10 protein-coding genes are annotated in these 13,057 nt (G+C 36.8%); 4 read left to right on the top strand and 6 right to left on the bottom strand.

What is annotated here, in order from left to right; genetic code table 11:
* The first annotated feature begins 197 nt into the window (after positions 1-197).
* Entirely contained in the window at positions 198-1,016 is an 819-nt protein-coding gene (metQ, locus tag L0669_RS18285; RefSeq protein WP_173970173.1) for a methionine ABC transporter substrate-binding lipoprotein MetQ, read from the top strand.
* Positions 1,017-1,102: 86 nt separating this feature from the next.
* On the opposite strand, the gene L0669_RS18280 is transcribed toward metQ, so the two are convergent.
* The gene (locus tag L0669_RS18280) at positions 1,103-2,332 is read right to left on the bottom strand and encodes an MFS transporter (protein WP_263759251.1); all 1,230 of its coding nucleotides are present in this window, start codon (positions 2,330-2,332) and stop codon (positions 1,103-1,105) included.
* 45 nt (positions 2,333-2,377) lie between these two features.
* Positions 2,378-3,040, bottom strand: a complete 663-nt coding sequence (locus L0669_RS18275; protein WP_263759250.1) for a FadR/GntR family transcriptional regulator — start codon at positions 3,038-3,040, stop codon at positions 2,378-2,380.
* 518 nt (positions 3,041-3,558) lie between these two features.
* Between L0669_RS18275 and L0669_RS18270 the strand changes: the two genes are divergently transcribed.
* The 3 genes from L0669_RS18270 to L0669_RS18260 all read left to right on the top strand — a co-directional run bounded on the left by L0669_RS18270 (position 3,559) and on the right by L0669_RS18260 (position 6,834).
* Entirely contained in the window at positions 3,559-4,785 is a 1,227-nt protein-coding gene (locus L0669_RS18270) for a PQQ-dependent sugar dehydrogenase (protein ID WP_263759249.1), read from the top strand.
* 120 nt (positions 4,786-4,905) lie between these two features.
* The gene (locus L0669_RS18265; protein WP_263759248.1) at positions 4,906-5,769 is read left to right on the top strand and encodes a helix-turn-helix domain-containing protein; all 864 of its coding nucleotides are present in this window, start codon (positions 4,906-4,908) and stop codon (positions 5,767-5,769) included.
* Between the two features lie 561 nt (positions 5,770-6,330).
* A complete protein-coding gene (locus tag L0669_RS18260; protein ID WP_263759247.1) occupies positions 6,331-6,834 on the top strand; it encodes a hypothetical protein in 504 nt (167 codons plus the stop codon).
* On the opposite strand, the gene pdeM is transcribed toward L0669_RS18260, so the two are convergent.
* The 4 genes from pdeM to L0669_RS18240 all read right to left on the bottom strand — a co-directional run bounded on the left by pdeM (position 6,826) and on the right by L0669_RS18240 (position 13,053).
* Complete coding sequence (gene pdeM, locus L0669_RS18255; protein WP_263759246.1) at positions 6,826-7,461, bottom strand: ligase-associated DNA damage response endonuclease PdeM; 636 nt, start codon at positions 7,459-7,461, stop codon at positions 6,826-6,828. The two genes, L0669_RS18260 and pdeM, sit on opposite strands and share 9 nt — an antisense overlap.
* Positions 7,462-7,467: 6 nt before the next feature.
* A complete protein-coding gene (locus L0669_RS18250) occupies positions 7,468-9,927 on the bottom strand; it encodes a ligase-associated DNA damage response DEXH box helicase (RefSeq protein ID WP_263759245.1) in 2,460 nt (819 codons plus the stop codon).
* Positions 9,928-10,283: 356 nt separating this feature from the next.
* Positions 10,284-11,885, bottom strand: coding sequence for an ATP-dependent DNA ligase (locus L0669_RS18245; RefSeq protein WP_263759244.1), 1,602 nt, complete (start codon positions 11,883-11,885; stop codon positions 10,284-10,286).
* A gap of 121 nt (positions 11,886-12,006) precedes the next feature.
* Positions 12,007-13,053 (bottom strand): ligase-associated DNA damage response exonuclease, encoded by a 1,047-nt coding sequence (locus L0669_RS18240; RefSeq protein ID WP_263759242.1) that lies wholly within the window; start codon positions 13,051-13,053, stop codon positions 12,007-12,009.
* Positions 13,054-13,057 lie beyond the last annotated feature (4 nt).

Below are 13,057 nucleotides of genomic sequence, written 5' to 3'. Positions count from 1 at the left end.
TGTTAAAAACATAAAGTTCGCAAAGCTTTGTAGATATTATGATATTTTACCGCAAAGCTTAGCGAACTTAAAAAAATGTGTTTACACATTAAATCTTAGTGAACTTTGCGAAAAACCTTCGCGACCTTTGCGGTTAAAAAAGAGATAAATTCAATTAAAAATTAAAAATTAAGAATTAAAAATTAAAAAATACGATAATGAATACGAAACTAAATTTTTTGAAAATAGTTGGAATCGCTGTCTTGACACTTTCATTAGTGAATTGTGGGAAAGCTAAAAATAATGATCCGCACCACATAAAAGTAGGTGTTGCAACAGGACCGGAATATAAAGTAGCCGAAGCTGCTAAAAAAGTCGCAAAAGAAAAATACGGACTTGAAGTAGAGTTAATTTCTTTTAACGATTACGTAATTCCTAATGAAGCTTTGAGTTTGGGAGATATTGATGCAAATGCTTTTCAGCACAAACCATATCTTGACGAGCAATCAAAACAACGCGGCTATAAATTGGCAATTATTGGTAAAACATTTATTTATCCAATTGCAGGATATTCTAAAAAAATAAAAAGCCTTGCAGATCTTAAGGATGAAAGCACAATTGTGATTCCAAATGATCCAACAAACGGCGGACGTTCACTATTGCTTTTAGAGAAAAACGGTTTGCTAAAATTGAAAGAAGGAGTTGGTTTATTGCCTAAAGTAACAGATATTGTAAGTAATCCTAAAAAGCTTAAAATATTAGAATTAGAAGCACCTCAATTGCCAAGAGTTCTTGAAGATGCAAACGTAACGATTGCGATTATCAACAATACTTTTGCTTCTCAGGCAGGATTAGTTCCGTCTCGCGATGCTTTGTTTGTTGAGGACAAAGATTCTCCTTATGTAAACTTGGTAGTAAGTCGTGAAGACAATAAAAACGAAGAAAAAGTAAAACAGTTTTTACAAGCTTTTCAATCTCCGGAAGTTGAAGCAGCAGCTCTTAAAGAATTTAAAGGCGGAGCTGTAAAAGGCTGGTAATACTCATTATTATAAAAAGCAAAAAAGCGCTGAATCAATACATTCAGCGCTTTTTTTATATAATAATCGAATTAGTAAAAAACAATTTAATCTTCTGCAGAAGCTTTTTTCTTTCCTTCAATATTCGGAAGGAAGCTTGTTAAAACTCCTATTAGAGGTAAAAACGCACAAACCTTAAAAACATATTCAATACTTGTTGAATCTGCTAATTTTCCTAAAATTGCAGAACCTAATCCGCCCATACCAAAAGCCAATCCAAAGAAAAGACCAGCAATTAAACCTACTTTACCAGGAACTAACTCTGTGGCATAAACCAAAATTGCCGAGAAAGCAGAAGATATAATTAAACCAATAATTACAGATAAAATTCCGGTCCAGAAAAGAGAAGCGTATGGCAATAACAATGTAAAAGGAGCAACGCCAAGAATAGAAATCCAAATGATATATTTTCGACCAAAACGATCACCCAAAGCTCCACCAAACAATGTTCCCGCAGCTACAGCACCAAGAAATGCAAAAAGGTAAATTTGAGATTCCTGTACAGAAACGTGAAATTTATCAATAAGATAAAAAGTATAATAACTTGTCATACTGGCCATGTAGAAGTATTTAGAAAAAATCAATACTAATAAAATACCCAACGAGAAAATCACTTTTTGTTTAGAAAGCGAATGGTGTTTTTCTTCTGCCCCAAGAGATTTATTTTTTGCCTTAAGATTCAAATGTTCCTGATACCATTTTGCAACTCCCGAAAGAATAAGAATCCCAGCAGCGGCAGCAAGACAAAACCAGATAATATTAAACTGTCCGTAAGGAACGACAATGATAGCCGCAAGCAAAGGCCCGATAGCGCTTCCTGCATTTCCTCCTAATTGAAAAATAGATTGCGCCAAACCTCTTTTTCCGCCAGAAGCCATGTGAGCTACCCTCGAAGCTTCAGGATGAAATATCGAAGAACCAACACCAATTAAACTAACAGCAAGTAAAATATTTACAAAGCTTGAAGCTACCGCCACAGCCGCCAATCCTAAAAGGGTAAAAACCATGGCAATGGCCAGCGAATACGGACGTGGTTTTTTATCGGTATAAAACCCAATAAACGGTTGTAAAATAGAAGCCGTTAGTTGATAGGTTAGGGTGATTAGACCGATTTCGGTAAAAGTCAAATGAAATTTATCTTTTATAATAGGATATACCGCAGGAACAACCGCCTGAAGCATATCATTAATAAAATGCGTAAAACTGATTGTAAATAAAATCGAGAAAACAGTTTGTTGGGCCAACTGTTTCGAATTGTTAATAGTAGTTGTTTTCATAGTGTAAAAAAAAAATCAGATCATCTGATGAATTGGGTGAAAAAATTAGTAATTAGTATCTCCTATTATTTTAGCAACAGTATTCCATGTCTTTTTAGGATCTTTTGCAATAATATTTTTGAGAAGTTGTTCGTGTATGATATAAGTTTCTTTAAATACCTCTGTATCCGGATAAAGTTTAAGAAACTCCTTTTTTAAATGTTTCGATACTGACTTATACAAATCAGCGAGGATTTCATTTTTTGATGCTTCTGCAATAGCAATATGAAATTGTATATCTGCTTCAACACATTCTTCAAGCAAACCCTCATTAGCGGTTTTCATTCTATTGGCCAAATGTTGTTTCATGGCAACGATATCATCATCTGTTCTGTTGATAGCCGCTTTTTCAGCAATTTTCAACTCTAATAATTGCCTAACTTCATCTAAATCTTTCAGGCTTGCACGTTTTAATCGCTGATCCATTGGTTCTTGCGTGCCGGTAACTTCCTGAACAAAAGTACCAACCCCTTGCTGAATCCGCAGTAAACCAGAATTAGCCAGTAACTTCATCGCCTCTCTTATCGAAGAACGTCCAACGCCAAAACTTTTCATAAGCTCTGCTTCAATAGGTAATTTCTCGTTGATCTTATATTGACCAAGAGATATTTGCTCCTGTAATTTTGAAGCAACTTCTTCTGCGAGAGATTTTTTATTAATTAAAGCCATAGGTTATCATATCATCTGATGATTGCAAAAGTATAAAAATATTTTAAATAACCGCTAAGATTTTTTAAAATACAAAGTTTTTTTACCGCAAAGAGCGCTAAGTTTTTCGCAAAGTTCGCCAAGGATTTAACCTTCCTGAATGAAAGAATTCAAAGTTCACAAAGCTTTACGCAGCTTGTAATTTGTGATAATTTGTGAAATTTGTAGCTAAAAAAAAATATCGCAAAGCAAAAGAATCTTTGCGAACCTTGCGAAAAACTTAGCGCTCTTTGCGGTAAAACCTTCGACATAAATTAAATTTTACATAAAGCTTAGCGATCTTCACATTCCTTTTTTTCGAGCCAGCAAAAAAAAACTTTGCGAACCTTGCGAAAAAAACTTAGCGCTCTTTGCGGTTAAATAACGCCAGCACTATAAGCCCTCCAATTAATTATGTAAATTTTCTTATAAATTATATAACAGCTTTTATTTTATTTTTAAGAGTTTTGTTTCTTTCTAATCATAAAAATCCCAAAACTATGAGAAATATTAACCAGATTGCTATTGTTTCGAGTATGCTAATCACCTTATTAAGCTGCTCTAGCGATAAAGATGTCGATGTAAATCCAGGCACAACAACCAATCCTGTCGAAGGAAATGCGGCCAATACAACTTATAAACCTGCGTTTGCTGGACAAACCCGAGCAAGTGGACTTCAAACTAATACACCGTATCAGGGAACTGTAATTGCTACAGCTTTAACGAGTCCTTGGGGAATCAAAAGCCTTCCTGACGGACGATTATTGATTACTGAAAAAACAGGAACAATGCGTATCGCTACGACTGCCGGAGTTTTGAGCGCACCAATTATAGGTATTCCTGCTGTTAATGCTGGTGGACAAGGAGGTTTATTAGGTTTAACTATTGATCCTGATTTTACTACAAACCGTATGATTTACTGGGTATATGCCGAAGCGACAACAGGCGGAAATAATACCGCTGTAGCGAAAGGAAAACTTTCAGCTGACGAAAAAACAATCGAAGGAGCAACCGTTATTTACAGAGCTAAACCAGCAAATGGTAGCACGCTTCACTATGGCGGACGTATTCTTTTCGATAAATCTGGTTTTCTAGTCGTAAGTACCGGAGAACGTTCAGTTTTAGAAACAAGACCTTTAGCACAATCTGTTGCATCAGGTTTAGGAAAAGTAGTTCGTTTAACAAAAGAAGGTCAGCCTGCAAGTGGCAACCCAACTTTTGCAGGAACAGGAGCTTTACCGGAATTATATACTATCGGACACAGAAATCCGCAAGGTTTAGCGCTTAATCCTAATACAGGAGAAATCTGGTTGGCAGAACATGGACCACGCGGAGGGGACGAAATCAATCGCCTTAAAGCAGGTTCAAATTACGGATGGCCAACAATTACATACGGAATCGAATATAGCGGAGAAAAAGTAGGAGCGGGGATTCAGCAACAAGATGGTTTAGAACAACCGGTTTATTATTGGGATCCAGTAGTTTCGCCAAGCGGAATGACATTCTACACCGGTAATCGCGTTCCGGAATGGCAAAATAATCTTTTCATAGGCGCTTTAAGCGGAATGCATATCGTGCGTCTTGCCATAAAAGACAATAAAGTAGTTGGCGAAGAAAGACTTCTTGCTTCAGAAAATCAACGTTTTAGAGATGTTACCCAAGGAAACGACGGAGCTTTATACGCCGTTACCGATGGCGGAAGACTTTACAAAATCGATAAAAAATAAGTTTCAATTTTTAAATATATATTCTTCTAAGAGAATACTCATAAATGGCGCTATATAGCGCCATTATTTGTGATGCAAAAAACCGTTTCTTATATTTGATATCGATTAAAGCCAAAACAATTGAATACAAAAATCACCACATATTCACTCGAGCATCATAAAAGTTTGTTTAATGATGCCAATAATGATAAAGAGTATTTTTATATTCAGGCAAAAGATCATCCGTATATCAGCGAACCCTATCGTGCAGAAAGTTATGCCATAGAATTTCTTCGAAAAGGGAGTATTGTCATGCAAACCAAACTCAAAAAAGTGGTTATTCATGCTCCGGCAATTCTCACTCTCGGACCTTCGGTAATTAGAAGTTTTACAAAAGACAGCGACGAAATTTTAATAGATATTATCTTTTTCAAACCACAATTTTTTCTACACAATCAAGCCAATGTTTTTTTTCTGTCGCAATATGATTTTTTCGAAAATAGCGAAAAGCACGTTTTTAATCTCCAGAAAAAAAATAAAATTAAGTTTGAACAAATCTTTACTCTGCTGCGACAATCAATCGAACATAATTCTGATAATCAGCCCTCTATTTTACGCGCGTATCTTTATATATTGATCTACGAATTAGATGTTATAAAGCAAACCAATACCAATGATACCAGGCAAAATCCTTTATTCGAAAAGTTCAAAGAAACACTTTCCAGAGATTTTATAAGCCAAAGATCCGTTCAATATTACGCCGATACGTTAAATGTATCCCGCAAATATCTTTCAGAAGTCGTTAAAAACAATAGCGGAAAAACCGCCAGCGACTGGATCGACGATATTGTAATTCTTGAAGCCAAAATATTACTTCAAAACAAAGATCTCACCATCAACCAAATCAGCGATACCTTAAACTTCCCAAATCAATCCGGTTTTGGTAGGTTCTTTAAAAAATGCGAAAGAATTTCACCTTTAGAATATCGCAGAAAGAATGTTTAGTATATTTAAAGTATATACGTAATTATACTTTGGGCGAGTCACCATCCCGATAAGAGGGCAAATTTACCATGCGCTTATACGCCCTCTTATCGGGATGCTGTCGGGCTATCCGCGCTACTTCGGTAGCTTGCTTCTATCCCTCTCGCGAGCGACGAGCGAATGGAGTAGTTATTCATTTTTGATCTCTTTTTTTAGTTTTTTAGCCCAATCCTGGGTTTAATTTTTTTATTTAAAAATTCCAATTGTCACCCTGAGCGAAGTCGAAGGGCGCTCCAATTGGAACGTGGGCTTCGACTTCGCTCAGCCTGACAATACAATACTATTAGGTGCAAACGAATAAAATTGTTAGTATATATATGCATTTGTAAAGTTGCTGCTATTGCGTTTTATTCATAGTGAAACGCCTTTCTTAAGCGGTAAAAAAAAAAGCTATGTTTCTATGTGTTTAAAAAGATATCTCAATCCAACTCAACCGACTTTTCGAACAAACTACAAGACATTTAGCTCTTTTTTGATCCATCAAATCCTCTCAACTTTGCATGAAATATAATAATGGAAAATATGTCAAAAGTCGCAAAATTCGTAGTAATCATAAATGATAATGTTGTCTGGATGGAAGAGAAAGCCCTGAAATTCTATTCGGATTTATTTGGAAATGAGAAAGAAATAGGAGAGAAGTACGCTCAGGAGAACCTTTCGAGTCAGAAACTGTTCAGGATTCAGAATGATTTTTCGGTAGAAATGTTAATGGCTTATGAAGGCGAAAATCCGTTATCATTCCTGAAACTAAATTCCTCCCGATTAGCCAATCAAAATTTAGGGACTAATAAACCAATCGGTGTCAATCATATTGTTTACTTCAATCCCGAAGATTTAGTTGTACTTTTTAAACGTGCTGAAGAAGTGGCTTTACAGCGAAAACATGATTTGATTTGGGTAAAAGCTTTTGAAATTGATACTGTTTTAATAGCAACATTAAAGTCTTTAGGCTACGAAGAATTCAACTATGAAAATGATCTTGAAGAAGAGGCTCCAAAACAACTTTATTTTAAGAAATCAGTTTAATTTTACCATAACAACATCCTGATTGGCAATGGCGTAAACAATATCATTTTGTTTGGGTTTTATAATATGCTTTCCGGTAAATTCGCCAAAAGCTGCCAGAATCATCTGATTTTCTTTCTGATAAAAACAAGGTAATTTTAAAGACTGAGCGCCAAAACCACGAAGGATAATTCCGGGGTGAATATGACCGGAAAAATTAAAAAAACCTTCTTTTACAACAGGATGATGCGTTAATAAAAAATCATCAATTTCGAGAGATTCAACCACATCAATATTAATTTTAGTGTAATGATTCTGATCGATAATATCATGATTTCCGGCAATCAGGATTATGGTGTTGGTACAACAAGCAACCCATTTTTCGAATAAATCCCATTCCGAATTCATCGAACTATGAAACAAATCGCCGAGGAAAATAATTTTTTCAGGATTAAAGTATTCTACAACCTCCGTCAAACGATTAAAGTTTTCTGAAACCACATTATTCGGAATCGCCACGCCATGTTTTCTAAAATGCGAAACCTTTCCCAAATGCACATCAGAAATGAGAAGCAATTTTCTGGTTTCCCAAAACAAAGCCCCACTTGGGTGTAAAATAAACGTTTGATTTTGTATGGTAATCTTCATATAGTATTACTTCATATAGGAAGCTGTCATTTTTTTAATTCGTTCTGCCAATGTTTCGCTTGATAATTTTTCTCTTAGTCGGTCTGTAATTAAGGGGAAACTAAAAGGCGTTGGTTTTAAACATTGTTTCCAGATAATTTCCTGATTGTTTATTCGTTCCAAAGCCATAATCAAACGGCCTTCTTCCAATTGATGTTCAAAGGTTTCACTATACGCTTGCTGAAACAATAAATTATCAGGTTCATAATCCCTAAAAACTTCAAACAATAATTGCGAACCACTTTGCAAATGTTTTGTCTTCACCATTTTTCCCGGGAATCCTGTAAAAACCAAACCGGCAATTACGGCAATATCCCTGAATTTTCGTCTTGCCATTTCGGTTGCATTCAGACTTTTTTGCAAATCATGATGCACATATTCAGTCGAAAATAGATTATTATCTAAAACATTCTGCATATCAATTTCCTGATCAGAAAGCAATTCAAAACCGTAATCATTATAAGCTAAAGAAAAACTAATAGGCAAAAGTAAACTAATTCTGTATGCCAGTAAACTTGCCAGCGCTTCAAGCACAAATCGGCCTTCAAAAGGATAAAAAATAGCATGATATCCTTCTCTTGTTTTAAAAGTTTCAATCAAAAACTGATCGTCTCCTGGAACAATAGATTCTTTTCTTTGTCTGGCAAATAAAGGTTGCAATGCCTTTAGTTCCGGCGATAAATCATCCGTATTGGCGCGATACAATTCCTGACGCAGCAATTCACTCATTTGTGCCGAAAGCGCCATTCGGCCGCCCATCCAGCTTACTACTTTCGATTTCTTTTTAGGATCAGCCTTTCGAACCAAAACCTGCATATTTCTGATTCTGAATAATTCCAATTGTTTACCGGCAAAAATAAAAGTGTCTCCCGGTTTTAATTTCGATACAAACCATTCTTCGATCGTCCCAATATAACCGCCGCTCATGAATTTTACGTTCAAAACAGCATCGCTTACAATGGTGCCAATTTGCATTCTGTGATGCATGGCAATCAATCGGCTGTTGATTTTAAAACGCCCATCTTCTTCAACTTCTACCTTTTTATATTCGTCATAAGCTTGTAAACTCTGACTTCCGTTAGTGATGAAATTCAAAACCCAATTCCAGTTTTCTTCTGTCATCGCCTGATAACAAAAAGTTCCTTTTACCTCTTTAAAAATTTCATCCGGAATAAATCCATCCGAAACCGCCAAAGTATTAAGATATTGTACCAAAACATCCCAACTGTTTAAATAAGGAACACGATCTTCGATAACACTATTTTCAACCGCTTTTTTCAAGGCCGAAGCTTCGATCAATTCAATAGCATGAGTCGCGAGAAAATAAATCACGCTTTCTTTCCCGGGTTGATGTCCGCTTCGTCCGGCTCTTTGTAAAAAACGCGCAACACCTTTTGGTCCACCAACCTGAATAATCGTTTCTACAGGCGCAAAGTCGACTCCCAGATCCAGACTTGAAGTACAAACAACGACTTTTAATTCTTCGTTCCGAATAGCATTTTCGACCCAAAGCCTCGTTTCGCGATCGATACTTCCGTGATGCATCGCCATTTCTCCTGCAAATTCAGGATATTTTTCCAGCAATCGCTGAAACCAAATTTCACAAGCCGAACGTACATTCGTAAAAATCAAAGTTGTTTTACTCGCTTTTACAATTTTGGCCACTTCATCAATAAGATGCAAACCCATATGTCCGCGCCACGGATACGTTTCCATTTTATCCGGAATAATCGAAATGACCTTTATTTTTTTATGTATCTGGGCCTTTATCAAAACCGAATTACGATAAGCTTCTGAATCAACTCCAAGTAAAACTTCCTGAGCCTGTTGCAGGTTTCCAATTGTTGCCGAAATTCCCCAAATGCGCATATTGGGCGCAATAGATTTTAATCGGGATAAAGCCAATTCGGTTTGTACGCCACGTTTTGTACCTAGTAATTCGTGCCATTCGTCAATGACAATTGCTGTACAATTGCCAAATATTTTATCATAACCTTTTGTTGCTAAAAGCAATTGTAAACTCTCTGGAGTAGTCACCAGCAAATCGGGCATTTTACCTTTTTGCTTCGCTCTTTCACTCGCTGATGTATCTCCAGACCGAATCCCAACGGTCATTTTGGTCCCCAAATCATTAACCACTCTTTCTGCGGCCTGTTTTATTTCAACCGAAAGCGATCGCAGAGGTGTAATCCAAATCGCTTTAAGTCCGGGAGTATGTTTGGTTTTATAATCGGGATTATTTTTAATGTAGTTTAAAACAATAGGCAACCAGAGCGCATAGGTTTTCCCACTGCCCGTAGGAGCGTTTAGTAAACCATTTTTTCCTTGCAAAAAAGCAGTCCAGGTCTGAGTCTGAAACGGAAAAGGTTTCCATCCCTGATTTTGAAACCAGTCATTTGCTACAGAAAAAAGTTGTTCTCTATTCATTTGTTTTTTATTGTTAAGATTTTTTTACCATTAAGATATTAAGAAGCATTAAGATTTATTTTGCTTAAAGAAAATTAAGAAAGTGGTTTTTATTTGAGTCCCAGCGGGACGACATATTTATAGACATTTTTTTAACGCATTTTTTTAAACCCCGTAGGGGTGACATATTTTACGCACCAATTAGAGAATTAATATATCGCTCCGCTGGAGCTTTTTTCAGATTTCGTTTTGATTGCTATAAATATTAGACTCCGCTGGAGCCTTAAATACAAAAAGCAATAAAAAAATCCGTGCCCATCCGTGTTTTCGCTTGCGAATCCGCGTCATCTGCGTGCCATTTTACTCGCAATACCATTCTATAAAATCATGCTTTTCAAATCCTCAATAGAATTCGCCTCATCAATTTTCTTATCATGTCTCCATCTTAAAATCCTCGGAAACCGTGTTGCAATTCCGCTTTTATGTCTTTTTGAAAGCGCAATACCTTCAAAACCAATTTCAAAAACCAATTGAGGCGTTACGCTTCGAACGGGACCAAATCGTTCTAAAGTATTTTTCTTAATCCAATCATCGACCATCCTGAATTCGGCATCAGTTAAACCCGAATACGCTTTCGCGAATGTGACCAATTCGCGTTCGTTCTTTTCATTATTCTGCCATAAGGCAAAAGTATAATCGGTAAATAAATTCGAACGTCGTCCGTGTCCGCGCATGGCGTAGGTGAGGACGGCATCGATCACCAAAGGTTCAATTTTCCATTTCCACCAATCGCCTTTTTTTCTTCCTACCAGATAAGGAGAATCTTTTCGTTTGATCATCAAGCCTTCGCTTTTCATTTCGCGGGAACGCAATCTTTCTTCCGTTAATTCTTCCCAGGTCGAAAATTTCACCCTTTCAGAAAGCTGGAGCGGAATATCATGATGTTTTATATCTTCAAATAATTGTTCTAATAAGATACGTCTTTCTTCAAAGGGTAGATTTCGGATATCCTGACCCTTCCATTCTAATAAATCGTATGCTTTTATAATTACGGGTGATTTTTTAAGGATCGCAGCCGAAACGGTTTTTCGTCCAATTCGGGTTTGGAGATCGTTAAAAGTTCCAATTTCATTTTCTATGTAGGGAAGAATTTCTCCGTCGATAACCGTTCCGTCTGGAATTATTCCAATAAAAGAAGCGAACTCAGGATATTTATCGGTTACCAATTCTTCGCCGCGACTCCATATAAAAATTTCATTATCCCGAATGATGGTTTGCGATCGTATCCCGTCCCATTTGTGTTCTGCGCTCCAGTCTTCCGGATTTCCCAAATTTGATGGTTCTCCTTCAATAGGATACGCCAGATAAAACGGAAAAGGTTTGGATAAATAATCGCTATTTTTTTCGTCTAAAATTAATTCCTGAAACGTGATTGTATTCGGATTCCAATCGCCCATTAATTTATGCGCGAGTGAATCTTCATCAATATTTTCAGCTTTAGAAAGTGCACGCGTCATTAATTTTTGGCTTACGCCGATTCTGAAGCTTCCGGTAATTAATTTGGTAAAAACAAAACGTTCGTAATAATTGAGTGCCAGCCAGTTTTCGTGTAGATATTCTTTTTTCTCGATATCGGTTTTCTTTTTCAGGGCAATAATTTCCTGAAGATATTCCGTTAAACTTTTATCAGAATGTTCTTTTGTAGTGGGAATTATCAAAGCAATGGTTTCGGCAAGATCGCCTACAATATGATAACTTTCTTCAAACAACCATAGCGGAATATTAGCCAATTCATTCGCCCACAAACGCAATAAAGTAGTATTTACAGGTCTTGGCGGACGACGATGCGAAAGAATAGCAATCGTCCAGACTTTATCTTCATTACTCGCATTGATGAAATATTTGGTCAAAGCATCAACTTTTACCGAAGTTTTATTAGAACTGTCAAGCGCTTTTATAAGTTCGGCAAAGTTTTTCATTTTTTTCTTATTTTTTTAAGAGAGGCAAGATGAAAGAGACAAGACTTTATAAAAAGATTGATTGAATCAAAAGCATTCTCTTTCCTCTAGGTTCTTGCATCTATTTTCTTTGTTCTATTTTCTATTCTCTTTCCTCTATTTTATCAATTTCCTCATCAACATCTTTTCTGGAATCCATTTCACCCAATTCTCCTTCATATTGCGTATTGGCAGTTCTTGCGTCGTAACCTAATTCCTGAAGGTATTTCGAGAATATATCCGAATATCCGTGGGTACAAATTATTTTTTCTGCTCCGGTTGCTTTAATGCTTTCGAGCAAACCCGTCCAGTCACAATGATCGCTTAAAACAAAACCGCGATCTACAGCACGCCTACGTCTGGCGCCCCTAAAAGTCATCCATCCGCTGGCAGAACCGGTAACAAACGGAGTCATTTTTCGAATCCAGGTTGAGCCGTGTGCGCTTGGAGGAGCAAGAACAATACTGCCCAATAAATCTTCTTTTTTAGTTTCTGATGTAACTCTGGTCGTTGGCGGAAAATCAACTAATGGACGCAATACTTCGGTCATATTTTCGATAGCGCCGTGCGTGTATATTTTCCCGATATCCGTGTCTAAATATTTCAGTAAACGTTGTGCTTTTCCTAACGAATAACCAAAGAGAACAGACGTTTTTCCTTCAGCACGATTTTCTGCCCACCAATTATTAATATCGGTCATGACTTCGGCTTGTGGTGTCCATTTAAAAGCGGGTAATCCAAAAGTACATTCTGTTATAAAAGCGTCGCATTTTACGACTTCATAAGGTACAGAAACGCCATCGTCTTCGGTTTTATAATCTCCTGTAAAAACCCAGACTTCGCCTTTGTATTCTACCCGAATTTGTGCAGAGCCAATAACGTGTCCCGCAGGATGAAGCGAAAACTTGACACCATTTACGGTAAAAGTTTCGTTCCAATCTTTTCCGGTAACATTTATGTCACCCAAACGATGTTTTATGATAGGCACATTGTCATAATGTGTAATGTAGTTTTTGTGTCCCCAACGCGCATGATCTGAGTGTCCGTGCGTGATAATGGCATTCGTAACTGGACGCCACGGATCGAGGTATACATCTGCCTGCTGGCAATATATTCCTTTATCATTAAATGCTAACAGGGGAGTATTCATAACC

The sequence above is a fragment of the Flavobacterium bizetiae genome (assembly GCF_024271895.1).
Lineage (GTDB): Bacteria > Bacteroidota > Bacteroidia > Flavobacteriales > Flavobacteriaceae > Flavobacterium > Flavobacterium bizetiae.
This window is presented reverse-complemented; position numbering and strand designations above follow the sequence as displayed.

Excerpts from the sequence above, each read along its gene's own strand:
- metQ (WP_173970173.1), top strand. The coding sequence starts at position 198 with ATGAATACGAAACTAAATTTTTTGAAAATAGTTGGAATCGCTGTCTTG.
- L0669_RS18245 (WP_263759244.1), bottom strand. The coding sequence starts at position 11,885 with ATGAAAAACTTTGCCGAACTTATAAAAGCGCTTGACAGTTCTAATAAA.
- L0669_RS18280 (WP_263759251.1), bottom strand. The coding sequence starts at position 2,332 with ATGAAAACAACTACTATTAACAATTCGAAACAGTTGGCCCAACAAACT.
- pdeM (WP_263759246.1), bottom strand. The coding sequence starts at position 7,461 with ATGAAGATTACCATACAAAATCAAACGTTTATTTTACACCCAAGTGGG.
- L0669_RS18240 (WP_263759242.1), bottom strand. The coding sequence starts at position 13,053 with ATGAATACTCCCCTGTTAGCATTTAATGATAAAGGAATATATTGCCAG.
- L0669_RS18250 (WP_263759245.1), bottom strand. The coding sequence starts at position 9,927 with ATGAATAGAGAACAACTTTTTTCTGTAGCAAATGACTGGTTTCAAAAT.
- L0669_RS18270 (WP_263759249.1), top strand. The coding sequence starts at position 3,559 with ATGAGAAATATTAACCAGATTGCTATTGTTTCGAGTATGCTAATCACC.
- L0669_RS18275 (WP_263759250.1), bottom strand. The coding sequence starts at position 3,040 with ATGGCTTTAATTAATAAAAAATCTCTCGCAGAAGAAGTTGCTTCAAAA.
- L0669_RS18260 (WP_263759247.1), top strand. The coding sequence starts at position 6,331 with ATGTCAAAAGTCGCAAAATTCGTAGTAATCATAAATGATAATGTTGTC.